This is a genomic window from Brevundimonas sp. KM4, from assembly GCF_000964075.1.
In the GTDB taxonomy this organism is placed as follows: domain Bacteria; phylum Pseudomonadota; class Alphaproteobacteria; order Caulobacterales; family Caulobacteraceae; genus Brevundimonas; species Brevundimonas huaxiensis.
This window is the reverse complement of the sequence record NZ_JZRG01000018.1, coordinates 131,857-147,414: the sequence shown is the minus strand read 5'-3', so window position 1 is coordinate 147,414 and position 15,558 is coordinate 131,857. Positions and strand designations below refer to the sequence as shown.

At 64.3% G+C, this 15,558-nt stretch carries 16 protein-coding genes; 12 read left to right on the top strand and 4 right to left on the bottom strand.

Annotated elements, in window-relative coordinates; genetic code table 11:
* The first annotated feature begins 33 nt into the window (after positions 1-33).
* The 6 genes from VH88_RS10760 to egtB all read left to right on the top strand — a co-directional run bounded on the left by VH88_RS10760 (position 34) and on the right by egtB (position 8,047).
* Positions 34-2,283, top strand: coding sequence for a S9 family peptidase (locus tag VH88_RS10760; RefSeq protein WP_045811242.1), 2,250 nt, complete (start codon positions 34-36; stop codon positions 2,281-2,283).
* Entirely contained in the window at positions 2,217-3,710 is a 1,494-nt protein-coding gene (locus VH88_RS10755) for an amidase (protein WP_082064463.1), read from the top strand. Before VH88_RS10760 ends, VH88_RS10755 begins: the two co-directional genes overlap by 67 nt.
* A gap of 72 nt (positions 3,711-3,782) precedes the next feature.
* On the top strand, positions 3,783-4,061 hold the full coding sequence (locus VH88_RS10750; protein WP_039243605.1) for a SemiSWEET family sugar transporter: 279 nt from the start codon (positions 3,783-3,785) through the stop codon (positions 4,059-4,061).
* An 86-nt stretch (positions 4,062-4,147) separates the two neighbouring features.
* Entirely contained in the window at positions 4,148-4,453 is a 306-nt protein-coding gene (locus VH88_RS10745) for an SCP2 sterol-binding domain-containing protein (protein ID WP_039243606.1), read from the top strand.
* 105 nt (positions 4,454-4,558) lie between these two features.
* Positions 4,559-5,785, top strand: a complete 1,227-nt coding sequence (locus VH88_RS10740; RefSeq protein WP_045811240.1) for an acyl-CoA dehydrogenase family protein — start codon at positions 4,559-4,561, stop codon at positions 5,783-5,785.
* A 102-nt stretch (positions 5,786-5,887) separates the two neighbouring features.
* On the top strand, positions 5,888-8,047 hold the full coding sequence (egtB, locus tag VH88_RS10735) for an ergothioneine biosynthesis protein EgtB (RefSeq protein WP_045811336.1): 2,160 nt from the start codon (positions 5,888-5,890) through the stop codon (positions 8,045-8,047).
* Positions 8,048-8,130: 83 nt separating this feature from the next.
* Here the strand turns inward: egtB and VH88_RS10730 are convergent, their stop codons facing one another.
* Positions 8,131-8,352, bottom strand: a complete 222-nt coding sequence (locus VH88_RS10730; RefSeq protein WP_045811239.1) for a general stress protein — start codon at positions 8,350-8,352, stop codon at positions 8,131-8,133.
* A gap of 116 nt (positions 8,353-8,468) precedes the next feature.
* The gene (locus VH88_RS15690) at positions 8,469-8,630 is read right to left on the bottom strand and encodes a hypothetical protein (RefSeq protein WP_017506186.1); all 162 of its coding nucleotides are present in this window, start codon (positions 8,628-8,630) and stop codon (positions 8,469-8,471) included.
* A 102-nt stretch (positions 8,631-8,732) separates the two neighbouring features.
* On the opposite strand from VH88_RS15690, the gene VH88_RS10725 reads away from it, so the two are divergent.
* Entirely contained in the window at positions 8,733-9,026 is a 294-nt protein-coding gene (locus VH88_RS10725; RefSeq protein WP_052689558.1) for a hypothetical protein, read from the top strand.
* Between the two features lie 18 nt (positions 9,027-9,044).
* Here the strand turns inward: VH88_RS10725 and VH88_RS10720 are convergent, their stop codons facing one another.
* Entirely contained in the window at positions 9,045-9,746 is a 702-nt protein-coding gene (locus VH88_RS10720) for an MBL fold metallo-hydrolase (protein WP_045811238.1), read from the bottom strand.
* A gap of 191 nt (positions 9,747-9,937) precedes the next feature.
* On the opposite strand from VH88_RS10720, the gene tig reads away from it, so the two are divergent.
* From tig to VH88_RS10700, 4 genes are all read left to right on the top strand, one after another.
* On the top strand, positions 9,938-11,284 hold the full coding sequence (gene tig, locus VH88_RS10715) for a trigger factor (RefSeq protein ID WP_082064461.1): 1,347 nt from the start codon (positions 9,938-9,940) through the stop codon (positions 11,282-11,284).
* 104 nt (positions 11,285-11,388) lie between these two features.
* A complete protein-coding gene (locus VH88_RS15395; RefSeq protein WP_052689556.1) occupies positions 11,389-12,294 on the top strand; it encodes a hypothetical protein in 906 nt (301 codons plus the stop codon).
* A gap of 93 nt (positions 12,295-12,387) precedes the next feature.
* Positions 12,388-13,035: an ATP-dependent Clp protease proteolytic subunit gene (locus tag VH88_RS10705; protein ID WP_045811237.1), complete on the top strand. Its 648-nt coding sequence runs from the start codon at positions 12,388-12,390 to the stop codon at positions 13,033-13,035.
* A gap of 72 nt (positions 13,036-13,107) precedes the next feature.
* The gene (locus VH88_RS10700; protein ID WP_045811236.1) at positions 13,108-13,428 is read left to right on the top strand and encodes a hypothetical protein; all 321 of its coding nucleotides are present in this window, start codon (positions 13,108-13,110) and stop codon (positions 13,426-13,428) included.
* Positions 13,429-13,431: 3 nt separating this feature from the next.
* Here the strand turns inward: VH88_RS10700 and VH88_RS10695 are convergent, their stop codons facing one another.
* On the bottom strand, positions 13,432-14,079 hold the full coding sequence (locus VH88_RS10695; protein ID WP_045811235.1) for an HAD-IB family hydrolase: 648 nt from the start codon (positions 14,077-14,079) through the stop codon (positions 13,432-13,434).
* 194 nt (positions 14,080-14,273) lie between these two features.
* Between VH88_RS10695 and clpX the strand changes: the two genes are divergently transcribed.
* Positions 14,274-15,542, top strand: a complete 1,269-nt coding sequence (gene clpX / locus VH88_RS10690) for an ATP-dependent Clp protease ATP-binding subunit ClpX (RefSeq protein WP_039243616.1) — start codon at positions 14,274-14,276, stop codon at positions 15,540-15,542.
* The last annotated feature ends 16 nt before the right edge of the window (positions 15,543-15,558 follow it).

Genomic DNA, 15,558 nt, shown 5'->3' with positions numbered 1-15,558 from the left:
CGGCTTGCAGAAGCACCGCTAGCGTCCCGACCCATGCGCACCCTTCTTCTCGCCTCGACCATCCTCCTGTCCGCCAGCTCGGCGCTTGCGCAGGAGACGCCCTCCAACATTCTGACGCCCGAGCGGGTGTTTTCCAGCCCCAGCCTGAACGGGCCGGTGGCCAAGGGGGTCAGCCTGTCGCCTGACGGCCAGTTGGTCGCCTTCCTGCGCTCGCGTGAGGACAATGTGGATGTGCAGGACCTGTGGGCCGCGCCGACGGGTGAGGGTGAACCCTACAAGCTGATCGACGCACGGGCGCTGGTGCCCGACGCCGGCGAACTGTCGGAGGCCGAAAAGGCCCGGCGCGAACGGATGCGGATCAGCGCGCGCGGCGTGGTCGAATATTCGTGGGACCAGCAGGGCCGCTACATCCTGGCGCCGCTGGAAGGCGACATCTTCCTGGCGAACCGGGCGGACGGCAAGGTGCGCCGCCTGACCGAGACGCCGGCTGACGAGATCGACGCCAAGGTGTCGCCGAAGGGCAGCTACGTCTCCTATGTCCGCGATCAGAATCTGGTCGTCTATGATTTGGCGAGCGGCAAGGAGACGCCGATCACCGACGACGGCGCGGGCTTGATCACCTGGGCCACGGCCGAGTTCATCGCCCAGGAGGAGATGGATCGCGACACCGGATACTGGTGGAGCCCCGACGAGCGCTACATCGCCATGACGCGGGTGGACGAGAGCCCGGTCGATATCGTGCCGCGCTTCGAGATCACCGGCGGCGGCGCGACGATGGTGGAGCAACGCTATCCGCGCGCGGGCCGGCCCAATGCGGTGGTCGAACTGTATGTGCGCGACCTGCAGGGCGGGGGACGGGTCAAGGTGGACCTGGGATCCAATACCGACATCTATCTGGCGCGGGTGAACTGGTCCGGCGACGGCAAGACCCTGTATGTCCAGCGCCAGTCGCGCGACCAGAAGACTTTAGACCTGCTGAGCGTCGATCCGACGACCGGCGCATCACGTGTGATCCTGAGCCAGAAGGCGCAGGCCTGGGTCGATCTGAACGACGATTTCCGCGTCCTGTCGGACGGCCGGTTCATCTGGTCCAATGAGGATTCGGGCTGGCGACACCTGTACCTGTATGACCGCAACGGGCGACGGCTGCGGGCCATCACGCGCGGCGACTATCCGGTCAAACATCTGGACGGCGTCAACGAACAGACCGGCGATGTCTACTTCACCGCCTCGATGCGCGACGGCAAGGAGCTGCCGATCGAGCAGCAGATGTTCCGCGCCAATCTGAACCGCACGGTCGATCCGGTTGCGGTGACGCCGGGCGGCGGCTGGTGGACGGTGTCGGTGAACGGGCCGGCGACGGCCTATGTCGGCAACTATTCCGACCCGGCGACGCCGACGCAGTCGGCGCTGTACCGCATCGACGGCACGCGCGTGCGCTGGATCGAAGAGAACAAGCTCGACGCCAGCCATCCGTTCGCCCCTTACGTCTCGCGCCTGCGCACGCCCGAGTTCGGCACGATGCAGAGCCACGGCCAGACCCTGGTGTGGCGCATGACCACGCCGCCCGACTTCGATCCGTCCAAGAAATATCCAGTGGTGATGCAGGTCTATGGCGGCCCCGGCACCGGGGCGGGCGTGCAGAAGAGCTGGCAGCCCCTGACCAACCAGCTGCTGACCGAGGCGGGCTACATCGTCTTCCGCGTCGACAATCGCGGCGAGGGCGACCGGTCGCAGGCGTTCGAGACCAGCATCTATCGCCGTCTGGGCATTCCGGCGGTCGAGGATCAGGCCCAGGCCGCGCAATGGCTGAAGAGCCTGCCTTACGTCGATGCCGACCATATCGCGGTGATGGGCTGGAGCTTCGGCGGCTTCCTCAGCCTGCTGACACTGACGGACAAGGACGCCGGCCTGGCCTCGGCCCTGGCGGGCGCGGCGCCGACGGAGTGGAGCCTGTACGACACACACTATACCGAACGGTATATGTCCACGCCCCAGGCCAATCCGGAAGGCTATGCCGCCACCGACGTCCTGCCGCGGCTGGACGACATGACAGGGCGGCTGCTGCTGCTGCACGGCATGGCCGACGACAACGTCATCTTCGGCAATGCGACGCGCGTCATCGACGCCTTGCAGGCCAAGAGCGTGCCGTTCGAGATGATGCTCTATCCCGGCCAGCGGCACGGCGTCCGCGGCGATCCGAGGCAACTGCAACAATGGCGCACCTATCTGGACTTCCTGGACCGCACGATCGGCAAGCGGGCCGAACCCAAGGCCGACTGAGTCTGGCGGCTGCGGTCGCGCTGGCCCTTGCGGGCTGCGCGACCGGGCAGGGCGCTTATCCGCCTGCGTCCGCCGTGGTCGCGGCGGGGCGGGCGAACGACAGCGCCCATTCGGTGCTGGTCTGGAGCGCGACATCACCCAGCCGGGGCGTGTCGGCGATTTCCGGCATGCCGATCCTGCTGAAGGACAATATCGAGACGGCGGACATGCCGACCACAGCCGGGTCGTTGGCGCTGGCGAACAATGCGCCGGGACGGGACGCGCCGCTGGTCGGGCGACTGCGCGCCGCCGGGGCCGTGATCGTCGGCAAGACCAACCTGTCGGAATGGGCCAATATCCGGTCGTCGGACTCGATCAGCGGCTGGAGCGCCGTCGGCGGCCAGACGCTGAATCCCTATGATCCCGCGCGTACGCCGTGCGGATCATCCTCCGGCAGCGGGGCGGCGGTGGCGCTGGGGCTGACGCCTGTCGCCATCGGAACGGAGACGGACGGGTCGATCACCTGCCCTGCGTCGGTCAACGGCGTGGTCGGGTTCAAGCCGACCGTGGGCCTGGTCTCGCGCACCCACATCGTGCCGATCAGCCATTCGCAGGACACGGCCGGGCCGATGGCGACGACCGTCAGGGATGCGGCCAGGGTGCTGACGGTCATCGCCGGGTCCGATCCGGCCGATCCGGCGACGGTCGAGGCCGATGCGCACAAGGTCGATTACGCCGCCGGGCTGGACGCCAATGCGTTGCGCGGTACGCGGATCGGGGTGATGCGGTTCCTGACAAGCTACTCGCCCGAAACCCAGGCGGTGTTCGAGCAGAACCTGAAGGCCCTGCGCGATGCCGGCGCCGTTCTGGTCGACCTGCCCGAGGGCCCGGATGGCCGGGTCATAGGCGCGGCTGAGTTCAAGGTGCTTCTCTATGAGCTGAAGCACGATCTGAACGCCTATCTGGCCTCGACTGATCCGCAGCAGGTCCGCACCCGCACCCTGGCCGACGTCATCGCCTTCAACGCCGCCGAACCGCGCGAGACGGTGCTGTTCGGTCAGGACATCTTCGAGCGCGCCCAGGCAATGGGCGATCTGACCAGCCCGGATTATCTGGAGGCGCGGGCGACGTCGCTTCGGCTGGCGGGTCCGGAAGGAATAGACCGATTGATGCGTGAAAACGCCGTCATCGCCCTGATCGCGCCCACCACGTCGCGCGCCTGGACCAACGATCCCAAGGACGACGACGACATGCAGGGATCGGCCAGCCAGCTGGCCGCCGTCGCCGGCTACCCGCACCTGACCGTGCCGATGGGCTTTGATCGGGGAATGCCCGTGGGAATCAGCTTTCTCGGCGGGAAGTGGGACGATGCGCGCATCCTTTCGCTGGGTTACGCCTTCGAACAGGTGACCCAGGCCAGACGGCCGCCGCCTGGCGTTCGACGCTGACATTCATTGGGGCGGCCGCCGAGAGTGCGGCATGTGCAGATTTAGCCTCAACGTCATGTCGACGATCGCGGCATGAGCGACCTGATCGCCAATATCGTCGGCTCAGCGGCTGCGATCTGCTCGATCACCAGCTTCGCGCCCCAGGCGGTCAAGATCTGGAAGGAGCGCGACGCGTCGTCGGTCAGCTTGAAGACCTACTCCCTGACGGTGACCTGTTTCGTGCTGTGGGTCGTCTATGGCGTCATGACGCAGGCCTGGCCCGTTACGGTCGCCAACGCCTGCGCCCTGGTGATGGCGTCGGGCGTGCTGGTGATGAAATGGCGGTTCCGAGACGGCGATCCGGAGAAGTGATCAGACCTTTCCCCGACGTGATCTTGGCGCCCCCGCCGATGCGGGCTAACCCGTAGTCCACAACGTCCAACAGGGAGACGCCACCAATGCCCGATCTCGCACAAGTCACCGAACACATCCGCGGCGCCGTCGGCGACAACTCCGGCCTCGGCAAGACCGTCAAGCTCGACCTCGGCGACGAGGGCAAGATCTTCATCGACGGCGCCTCGACGCCGAACACGGTGACGAACGAGGACAAGCCCGCCGACGCCACCGTCTCGATGAAGTGGGATGACTTTATGGCCCTGTCGGAAGGCAAGCTGGACCCGATGATGGCCTTCATGCAGGGCAAGCTGAAGATCGCCGGCGACATGATGATCGCCCAGAAGCTGGCTCCGCTGCTGAAGCGCTGATGCCGGTCTGAACGACCAGTTATGGCGGCGCGGCTCCCGAACAGGGGCCGCGCCGTTTTCGTATCGAGCGCTCGATAGAAGCGCGAACGGGAAAGAGGAAACGACATGGACTTCAAACATTCCGACCGCGCCCTGGATTGGCACGCCCGCGTCCGTCGCTTCCTGGACGAGCAGGTCATCCCGCGCGAAGCCGAATATTTCGCCCAGGTGCGCGAGGATTCGAACCGTCAGCCGCCGGTCATGGAGACGATGAAGGCGGCCGCGAAGGAAGCCGGACTGTGGAACATGTTCCTGCCGGGCGACCATGAAGGTGAGAATGGGGGGGCGGGTCTGACGAACCTGGAATACGCGCCGCTGGCCGAGATGATGGGGCGGCATCTGTGGTCGGCCGAGGTGTTCAACTGCAACGCCCCCGACACCGGCAATATGGAGGTGCTCCATATGTACGGGAACGCCGAGCAGCAGGCGCGCTGGCTGAAGCCCCTGATGGCGGGTGAAATCCGTTCGGCCTTCCTGATGACCGAGCCTGAGGTCGCCTCGTCCGACGCCACCAACATCCAGACCCGGATCGAGCGGGACGGCGATTACTATGTCATCAATGGCCGCAAATGGTGGTCGACCAATATGGGCCATCCGAATCTGGCCGTGACCATCGTCATGGGCAAGACAGACCCCGACGCCGCATCCCACGCCCAGCAGTCGCAGATCATCGTGCCGGCCGACACGCCGGGATTCCGCGTCGAGCGGATGCTGTCGGTGTTCGGGTACGACGAAAAGCCGATCGGCCATGCCGAGGTCGTGCTGGAGAACGTCCGCGTGCCGGTCGAGAACCTGATCGCGGGCGAGGGCAGGGGCTTTGAGATCGCCCAAGGGCGGCTTGGCCCGGGCCGTATTCACCACTGCATGCGCACCATCGGTGCGGCCGAGCGGGCGCTGGAGCTGATGGTGACGCGGCTGCTGAACCGAACGGCGTTCAAGAAACAGTTGGCGGAGCATTCGGTTTGGGAACAGCGCGTCGCCGAAGCCCGCACCAACATCGAGATGTGCCGCCTGCTGGTGCTGAAGGCCGCCTGGATGATGGATCAGGCGGGGGCCAAGAACGCCCGCTCCGAGATCGCCCAGATCAAGGTCGCTGCGCCGAGGATGGCCTTGCAGATCATCGACGACGCCATTCAGGCGTTCGGCGGCGCCGGTGTGTCAGGCGACACGCCCCTGGCCGAGCTTTACGCGAGTGTCCGCACCTTGCGCATCGCCGACGGCCCGGACGAGGTCCACAATCGCACCATCGCGCGGTTGGAATACGCCAAACATGGCGGCCGCCCCATGCGCTGATGTGCGGTTTCGGACACCAAGTCTCTGGGAACCTTGGCCTTGTTGGTGCGTTTCCAATCCACTGACAAGGCGCTGGGGCTGGTGTCGGACGGGACAGCTGACATGAATGCGCGCTCCGAGCCCGACCCGCGGCTTACGTCTGACGTGGCGCGGTTCAAGGCCGTGCGTTCACGCATGATCGATCTGGCTGAAGGTTTGTCTGCCGAGGATCTGTCCGCCCAGTCGATGGCGGATTGCAGCCCCGGCAAATGGCATCTGGCGCACACCAGCTGGTTTTTCGAGGCGATGATCCTGTCGTCCGATCCTGAATACCAGCCTGTCGATCCGCGATTTCAGCAGCTGTTCAACTCCTACTGTGAGGCCTTGGGCGAGCGGGTCAGGCGGGACCAGCGTGGGCTGATGACCCGGCCGTCCGTCGACGAGGTCCTCGCTTATCGACGCGAGATCGACCGCCGCATGATCGCGTGGCTGGCGCAGGGCGAGACCAGCGGCCATCAACGCTATCTTTTCGAGCTGGGCCTGCACCACGACCAGCAGCATCAGGAGCTTTTCCTGATGGATGTGCTGAACCTGATGTCGCGCTCTCCGCTCGACCCTGCCGCCTATGAGGTCGAGCCCAGAGCCGAGACGCTCCAGATCAGACGCGGTGGAACGGTGGCGTTCGACGGCGGTCTGGTGACGATCGGCCATGACCAATCGGGCTTCGCCTTCGACAATGAGGGGCCTGCGCACCGTGTCTGGCTGGAGCCGTTTGCTCTGGCTGCGGATCTGGTGACGAACGGCGAGTGGATCGCCTTTATCCAGGATGGCGGCTATTCGCGTTCCGACCTGTGGCTGTCGGACGGCTGGGCGACGGTCAAGGCTGAGGGCTGGACCGCGCCGCTCTACTGGCGTCTGGAAGATGGCGACTGGACCGTGATGGGTTTGACGGGGCGTACACCTGTCGATCCTGTCGCGCCGGTTCGCCACATCAGCTTTTACGAGGCTGACGCCTATGCCCGGTGGGCCGGCAAGCGTCTGCCGTCCGAGGCGGAATGGGAACATGCCGCCGCCTCCTCGCCTGATGCATTCTCGAACCTGGCTGGCGAAGTGTGGCAGTGGACGTCCAGCGCCTATGCGCCCTATCCCGGCTTCCAGCCAACGCCGGGCACCGCCGCCGAATACAACGGCAAGTTCATGACCAATCAGATGGTGCTGCGGGGCGGATCGTTCGCCACGCCGCCGGGCCATGACCGCATCACCTATCGCAACTTCTTCTATCCCCAACAGAGGTGGGCTTTCATGGGTTTGAGACTGGCTGAAGATCGGACCGTGGCGCGAGACGCCGCCGCGGACGACGCCCAAACCGCCGCCTTTCGAAAGGATATGATCGAAGGGCTGTCGCGCGCGCAAAAGGCTGTGCCGCCGAAGTGGTTCTATGACGCGGATGGATCGCGCCTGTTCGAAGACATCACCGAGCTGCCCGAATACTATCCGACCCGGCAGGAAATGGCGCTTTTGCGCGATCGCGCGGCGGAGTTGACGGCCGACTTCGGCCCCGACGCCGTATTGGTCGAATTCGGATCCGGCGCCAGCGAGAAGACGCGGATCTTGTTGGACGCCGCTGTCGATCTCGGCGCCTACGTCCCCCTCGACATCAGCGAGAGCGCCTTGATGGACGCCGCCATTCGCGTCCGCGCTGATTATCCAAAGCTGCGCGTGCAGCCGGTTCTGGGGGACTTCGAGCATTTGGCGCCGCTGCCCGATGACCTGCCGTCGGGGCGACGGATCGGCTTCTTCCCCGGCTCGACAATCGGCAACCTGCAACCGGACGAGGCCGTAGCATTCCTGGCCGCGGCGCGTCGTATGCTGGGCGAGGGGGCATTGTTCATTCTGGGCGTTGATCTGGTCAAGGATCCGGCGATCCTGGTCGCCGCCTATGACGACAGACAGGGCGTGACGGCGGCCTTCAATCGCAATGTTCTGATCCGCGCCAACACCGAGCTGGATGCTGATTTCGACGTGGACGCCTTTGTTCACCGCGCCGTGTGGAACCCGGACGCCTCGCGCATGGAAATGCATCTGCAAGCGATTGCGCCGACGACCGCACGTATCGGAGATCGGACATTCCGCTTCATGACCGGCGAGACGATCCACACCGAAAGCTCGCGCAAGTTCACCCCTGAATCGATCCAGACCATGGCCGCCGCCGCCGGCTGGACGGTCGTCCGCATCGACACCTCTCCTGCGCCGAGCGTGGCCTTGGCGGTCCTGCGCGCCTGAGCCGAATGCGCGGCTGATCGCGGACAAGAAAAAGGGCGGCGCATCGTTCGATGGGCCGCCCTGTTTATATCGAGTTTCGCCGACTATTGCCCGTCGGCTGCGTGAGCATCTTTCTTGGTTCCGTGCGACGCCTCGCCGCCCTTGCGGCCGGCCTGTGCGGCGAGGCTGCGGTCTTGGGAGAAGCTGCGTTTTTCGCTGGGGACGCTGGCGCCCCCTTTGCGCGCGATTTCGCGCTGACGTTCGGGATCCATGGAGGCGAAACCTCGCTTGGAAACGCCGGAGGGGCGTGTGGGTTGGCTTTCCATCGTGTTCCTTTCAGTGCTGCCGTTGCGCTTGCTGAAGTGAACCCAGTGACTCGGTGACGGTTCCGTCGGGAACTCCGTTTTACTGTCGCGATCCTCAAGCGCGCGTGAGTTTGACTTCAGCCGGCGCCGTAAGGCCGCGAATCACCTTCGCCGCCACCATCCGGTTCCATCGGCGGAACTTCGTCGGGGGTATCTGAAGGCTGTATTTCCGGCTGCTGCGCCGGCTCAGGTTGGATTTCGGGTTGCGGCGTGGTCGGAGTGGGTTCGATATAGGTCATGAGCGGCTCCTTTGCGATCAACCAACGCACCCTGGACGCCCGCGTTCAAAAAGGAACCATGGGTCGCAACGCCGGTTTGTTCAGCGAAGCACGGAGATCGACATGACCAACACCCCGATAAGCGCGACATCACCCGACGACATCGTCCTGGAGGACGATGACCTGACCCAACGTCTGGACCGACAGGCCGACGCAATTCTCGCCCAAGGCGAGGGCCGTAGCTTTGGCAAGACCACGTCGGTCCGTCAGGCCGTTAGAGAAGACGCGGGCCTGGTGCGTGAGAAGATTTCCGGACGCGTCCATCGCGTGCAGGAAGACATTCAGGACAATCCGATGAAGGCCACGCTCTACGCATTGGGCATCGGCGTCATCATCGGCATGATCCTGCGGCGCTAAGCCACACGATCAGCAGGCTCAGGCAGGCCCCGACGGCTCACGCTGGATCGGGGCCTGTCGCATTGCGGCGTCAGACACGAACGGATTCGTCCGTCGCTCTTCACCAAAGGTGGAGATCGGCCCGTGGCCCGGCACAAAGGTGACGTCGTCGCCCAGCGGCCAGAGCTTTTCGATCACCGAGCGGATTAGGGCCGGCGGATCGCTCATCGGGAAGTCGGTGCGACCGACCGAACCCTTGAACAGAACATCCCCGACCTGAGCGAATCGCGCCGCGCGATTGAAGAAGATGACGTGCCCGGGCGTATGGCCGGGGCAGTGACGCACGTCCCAGGTCGTTTCGCCCAGCGTGACGGTGTCGCCATCTTCGAGCCAGCGGTCGGGCGTGAAGGGGCGGGCGTCGGGCAGCCCGTACATCCGGCCGCTCTCCACGATTCGGTCGATCCAGAACTGGTCGGCCTTCTGAGGGCCGGTGATCTGGGCGCCGGTCTTCTCCTGCATTTCGGCTGCGCCGCCCGCGTGATCCAGATGGCCGTGGGTGATCCAGATCTGATCCAGCGTCAGGCCGCGCCGCGTGACCTCACCCAGGACTGCATCGACCGAACCGCCAGGATCGATCACGGCGGCATTGTTGGTGGCGGTGCACCAGACGGTCGTGCAGTTCTGTTGAAGCGGGGTGACGGGCGTGACGAAGACGCCGATGGGGGAGGCGGGTTGGCTCATTTGGTCAACATAGCCACGCAAAGGCCGCGAAACCACCGGCTCTGACCACGCCCGCGTTGACCTTTCGGGCCCTTCTCGACATAAGGGCGGGCTTCGAGGCGCCGCTCCACACGGGGCGGCCTTCTTGCTTTATCCATTCCGCGCCGGCCGTCTCGATGGCTCATGCGCCCCAGAGCGTCAGAATCCCGACCATGCAAGTCGTCGAAAAGTCGAACGAAGGCCTCAGCCGCGTGATCGCGGTCACCATTCCCGTCGCGGAGCTGAACGAAAAGCTCGAAGCCCGCGTCAAGGAAGTCGCCCCGCAGGTGAAGCTGAAGGGCTTCCGTCCGGGCAAGGTGCCGGTCGCCCACGTCAAGAAGACCTTCGGCCGTGAGTTCATGGGCGAGATCATCAACGCCGAGCTGAACGAAACCAGCCAAAAGGCCCTCGACGAAGCCAAGATCCGCCCGGCCGCGCCGGCCGAGATGAAGCTGACGTCGGACATGGACAAGGTCATCGCCGGTCAGGAAGACCTGGCCTATGAAATGTCGCTTGAAATCATGCCGGACTTCGAGCCGGTCGATCCCAAGACTCTGAAGCTGGAGCGCCCGACCTATGAAGCGTCGGACGCCGATCTGGACGAGGCCCTGACGGAACTGGCTGGTCAGGCCAAGACCTACGAAGACAAGAAGGGCAAGACCGTCAAGGCCGCTGAGGGCGACCAGCTGACGATCGACTTCCTGGGCAAGCTGGACGGCGAGCCCTTCGAAGGCGGCGCCGCCGAGGACGCGGACCTGGTGATCGGCTCGGGCCGCTTCATTCCCGGCTTCGAAGAGCAGCTGACGGGCGCCAAGGTCGGTGAAGAGAAGACCATCGAGGTCACCTTCCCCGAGAACTATCAAGCCGCCCATCTGGCCGGCAAGAAGGCCACCTTCGACATCAAGGTGAAGGCCATTAAGGCGGAAGCCGAATCCAAGATCGACGACGATTTCGCCACCCGCATCGGTCTGGAGTCGCTGGACAAGCTGAAGGAACTGCTGAAGTCCAATCTGGACCAGCAATACGCCGGCGCCGCCCGTTTCAAGCTGAAGCGCGCTCTGCTGGACCAACTGGATGAGGCCCACGACTTCCCGCTGCCGCCGAAGATGGTGGACGCCGAGTTCGACGGCATCTGGCAGCAGGTCGAGGCCGACAAGGCCGCCGGCCGCCTGCCGGAGGACGACGCCAAGAAGTCCGACGACGAGCTGAAGACCGAATACCGCAAGATCGCCGAGCGCCGCGTGCGCCTGGGTCTGGTGCTGGCCGAAATCGGCCGCGCCCACAACGTCCAGGTCACGGACCAGGAGTTGAACGCCGCCATCCTGCAGGAAGCCCGCAACTATCCGGGCCAGGAACAGGCCGTCCTGAACTTCTACCGCCAGAACCCGAACGCCGCCGCCCAGATGCGCGCGCCGATCTATGAAGAGAAGGTCGTCGACCTGATCGTGGGCGTCGCCGACGTGACCGACAAGCCGATCACGAAGGAAGAGCTGCTGAAGGAAGACGAGGACGAGGGCTAATTTTCCGCTCGATTACACGATCGTAACTGGCGGTTGTGGTGTCTGGATTGTAAGTGGAATGGGTCCGCAGTGCGGGCCCATTTTGCTTTTCAGGTATGTCTTCTATGTCTTTTTCCGCTGTCGCTCTGGCCGCCCTCATCACCGCAGGCGCGCAGGCGCAGGATCCGAGACAGCCGCCTCCGACAGATCTGGAGGAGATCACGGTCGAGGGGCAGTCGCCGCGGCAGGCCGCGCGCCAGTTTGTTCAGCGCGTCGCGACCGCGCCCGCCGGTGCTCGGCTTGGACGATGGAATACGCCGCTGTGCGTCAGCGTCGCCGGATTGAAGGCGCCCTACGGTCAGATGCTTGCCGATCGCATCGGCCAGATCGCGCATGACCTTGAAATTCGGGTGGGCGAGCCTGGTTGCTCGGCCAATGTGCTCATCATCGCCACAGAGGATGGTCCCAGCGTCGCATCGGCGCTGGTGGAAGGTTGGCGTCTTCGCTTCCGTCCTCCGATCGACAACACCAACATGGGTTTGGCGGCGCTGGAACGGTTCAAAACCAGTAATGCGCCGGTGCGATGGTGGCACATTTCCCTGCCAGTCTCAGCAGACACGGGTCAACTGGCGGCCCGTGTCTCCGGTGGAGAGCCCCCTTGGATTGCATCGCGCAACGTCAGCCGCATGAGGTCGCCACTGCGGTACGACCTGAACTCTGCGACCGTCGTCATCGATATGACCAAGGCCAATGGCGTGCTTTTGCCGGCTTTGATGGACTACGTCGCGATGGTCGTCCTGGCCCAGGTCGATCCCCGCGCCGACTACTCCGATCAGCCCACGGTGCTGAATCTATTTGGTGATTCCCAGAACGTGACCGGCCTCACGGACTGGGATCGCGCCTATCTGCAAGCTCTTTATGAAGCGGAGCCTGATCGCGCATCCGCCGCTGCACAGGAGGCCGCCGTGGCGGAACGGCTGCAAAAAGGCCGTCGTGCAGCGGCGAACGAGCAAGACGCGCAGTCCGAATGAGCCGGGCGTCTTGCGCAGGGTGTCATCGAACGCGATATGCACCATAACCGGCTGACGACGCTGAATCGTCGCCACTGCATCCGAGAAGGCTAAATGCGCGATCCGATCGAACTGATGAACATGAACCTGGTGCCGATGGTGGTGGAGCAATCCAGCCGCGGCGAGCGCTCCTTCGACATCTTCTCGCGTCTGCTGCGCGAGCGGATCATCTTCCTGACGGGACCGTTCGAGGACGGTATGGCGTCGCTGATCTGCGCCCAGTTGCTGTTTCTTGAATCGGAGAATCCGAAGAAGGAAATCAGCATGTATATCAACAGCCCCGGCGGTCAGGTGACCTCGGCGCTCGCGATCTACGACACCATGCAATACATCAAGAGCCCGGTTTCGACCGTGGTGATGGGCATGGCGGCCTCGGCCGGATCGCTGATTCTGACGGCCGGTGAGGCAGGCCAGCGCATCGCCCTGCCGAATGCGCGGATCATGGTGCACCAGCCGTCGGGTGGTTTCCGCGGCCAGGCGTCGGACATCGAACTGCACGCCGCCGACATCCGCTACACCAAGCGTCGTCTGAACGAGATCTACGTCCACCACACCGGCCGCACGTATGAGGAGGTCGAAAAGACGCTGGACCGCGACCACTTCATGTCGGCCGAGGAAGCCAAGGCCTGGGGCATCGTGGATCACGTGTACGATCGCCGCGAACAGGCCGACGCCGACGGCGTGAAGACGCCCGGCAACTAAGACGGCTGTCGAAAGACGAGAAGGCGCGCCCACTGCGGCGCGCCCTTTTCATTTTGTGCTATCGGAGCTGTCATGCAGTTCACACGAGATCAAAGCGGCACGGTCGATGTCGATGGCGAAAGCTACGTCTGGGAGCTTCGTCGCCAACCTCAGCCCAAGGGGGGGAATGTCTGGGAGGGCATGGCCGTTTCCCTTCGCCACGCGGACTTCAAGCGCGAAGCCATCGTCCAGTTTCCGCCACCGCTTCGGCCCAACGGCCGGCCGGACGTGGAAAAGCAGCGCGTCAATGTCGACGCCGTCCGCACAGCGGTCGCCTCGGCGATCGAGGCGGGTTGGGACCCCACGTCACGCGGCAAGGCGATGGTGTTCGACGTGGACGCCGACGGCAACTGAGCCTCAGGGCTTCTGACGGAAGACCCGAAAACCTGGCTGCTGGGCCATCGCCAGCATTTCGGTATCGCCCGAGGTGTCGCCATAGGCGGCCGTCAGGGTCATGTCTTCGCCATAGGCCGCCTTCAGCCGCCGCACCTTTTCCTGACCCCGACAATTCGGACCGGCGAAGTCGCCGGTTATCCGGTCATCGGCGTCGAAGACGAACTCGGTGCCCAGCAGGGCCTCGGCCCCCAGCTTTCGGGCGAATGGCGCGACGGTCGTCGTGGGCGACGCGGTCACGATGACGCGATGCGCGCCGCGTCGGCCCCAGTCGTTCCAAACCTCAAGCGCATCGGGGCGCATGAAGCGGGGCCAGATCGCTTCGGCGAAGGCTGCGGCTTCCGCTTCCAGCGTCTGGCGGCTCACGCCAAGCAGGAACTCCCTGACGGAGGCCGCCTTGATCCGGCCCCGGTCGCGATCCTTGGCGTAGGCGGCCAGCGCCGGAGCCAGCTTGACCAACCCCAGCGCCCAGGCGCCCGGACCAGCGCGCCAGCGCAGGAACTCGGTGAAGCTGTCGCGAATCGTCAGCGTGCCGTCGAAATCGAAGGCGACGATGACACGTCCATTTGCCGTGGACTGGCGTAAATCCTGCACAATACCCATGTCAGACATTCGCCTTGATCCCCGTCGACACTGATCCATCCACGCACTGCAACAATCCCCTGCCGCCTTCGGGGTTGTTCCGGAACGTGTGATGGGTGATTGTCATTTTTTGAAGACCTTCGCATCCAGAGTGCTGGAATCAATGTGAGGGAAGCGCGTTTCGGGCCATTTCGGTCCGCCCCGCGGGAGTGAGATAAGGGTCTATGACCAAAGCAGCCGGCACCGACGCCAAAAGCACCCTCTACTGCTCGTTCTGCGGAAAGAGCCAGCACGAGGTCCGCAAGCTCATCGCGGGCCCGACCGTCTTCATCTGCGATGAATGCGTCGAACTGTGCATGGACATCATCCGCGAAGAGCACAAGATCGGCTTCAAGAAGACGACCGACGGCGTGCCTACGCCAAAGGAAATCCGCGACGTGCTGGACGACTATGTCATCGGCCAGGCGCACGCCAAGAAGGTGCTCTCGGTCGCCGTCCACAATCACTACAAGCGCCTGAATCACGCGACGAAGAACAACGACGTCGAACTGGCCAAGTCGAACATCATGCTGATCGGGCCGACGGGCTCGGGCAAGACGCTGCTGGCTCAGACTCTGGCCCGCATCATCGACGTGCCCTTCACCATGGCCGACGCCACGACCCTGACCGAGGCCGGTTATGTGGGCGAGGATGTCGAGAACATCATCCTGAAGCTGCTTCAGGCGTCCGACTACAACGTCGAGCGGGCCCAGCGCGGCATCGTCTACATCGACGAGATCGACAAGATTTCGCGCAAGTCGGACAACCCGTCGATCACCCGCGACGTGTCGGGCGAAGGCGTGCAGCAGGCCCTGCTGAAGATCATGGAAGGCACCGTCGCTTCCGTGCCGCCGCAGGGCGGCCGCAAGCATCCGCAGCAGGAGTTCCTGCAGGTGGACACCGCCAACATTCTGTTCATCGTCGGCGGCGCCTTCGCCGGCCTGGAAAAGGTGATTTCGGCGCGTGGATCCGGCGCGTCGATCGGCTTCGGCGCCAAGGTCAAGGAGATCGACGAACGCCGCACGGGCGATATCCTGAAGGGTGTCGAGCCTGACGACCTGATGCGGTTCGGCCTGATCCCTGAGTTCATCGGCCGCCTGCCTGTTCTGGCGACGCTGGAAGACCTGGACGAGACGGCGCTCGTCACCATTCTGACCGAGCCGAAGAACGCCCTGGTCAAACAGTACAAGCGTCTGTTCGAGATGGAGAATGTCGAACTGACCTTCACCGACGACGCGCTGATCGCCGTCGCCAAGAAGGCCATCACCCGCAAGACCGGCGCGCGCGGCCTGCGCTCGATCCTGGAAGGCATCCTGCTGGAGACCATGTTCGAACTGCCGACCTTCGAAGGCGTCGAAGAGGTTGTGGTCAACGCCGAGGTCATCGACGGCAAGGCCCAGCCTCTGCTGATCTATTCGGAAGCCTCCAAGAAGAAGGCCGACGGCGCCGCCTGAACCGGCGACAGACGCT